Annotated in this window: 1 protein-coding gene; it reads right to left on the reverse strand. The window is 62.9% G+C overall.

All coding sequences use genetic code 11. The features are described 5' to 3' along the window. The coding region (locus A9Z05_RS31435) for an FAD-dependent monooxygenase (RefSeq protein ID WP_176730265.1) at nt 1-397 on the reverse strand (397 nt) is incomplete at its 3' end. Nucleotides 398-599 lie beyond the last annotated feature (202 nt).

Genomic DNA, 599 nt, shown 5'->3' on the forward strand with positions numbered 1-599 from the left:
CGACGTCGTGCAGCGCGACGTCGCTCACTTCGAAGTGCATCTGATGGCCGTGCTCGACACCGGCCGCAATCAGGTCGCGCACCACTTCATGCTGGCTGTAGACGGTGATCGCGCGCCCGCCGGTCAGTCCGGACAGGTCGATGCGGTGGCGCTGGCCGTCGAACAGCAGTTCGATGCCGTGATGTTCGAGCCCTTCGCGGCGCATCCGCTCGCCGAGGCCGGCTTCGTTCAGCGTGTCGACCGTGCCCTGCTCCAGCACGCCGGCACGGATGCGGTTCTCGCAGTATTCGCGCGAACGCGCTTCGACGAGGATGGAATCGACGCCTTGCAGGCGCAGCAAATGGGACAGCAGAAGGCCGGACGGACCGGCGCCGATGATCGCGACTTGGGTGCGCATTGTTCGTCTCCTGAACATTAATTCGAATCGTCGAACACATTTGAGCGCTTTCCCGACTATGCGGCAACGCGATTCAGGAGATATGTTGTATACGTTTTGAAGATACCGGCCCCGGCGATGGACCCGCTCGACCTGAATCTGATTCCCTATCTCGTCGCGCTCGACGACACGCGCAACGTGAGCCGCGCGGGCGACCTGCTCG

The sequence above is a fragment of the Burkholderia sp. A2 genome (genome assembly GCF_001729305.1).
GTDB lineage: Bacteria > Pseudomonadota > Gammaproteobacteria > Burkholderiales > Burkholderiaceae > Burkholderia > Burkholderia sola.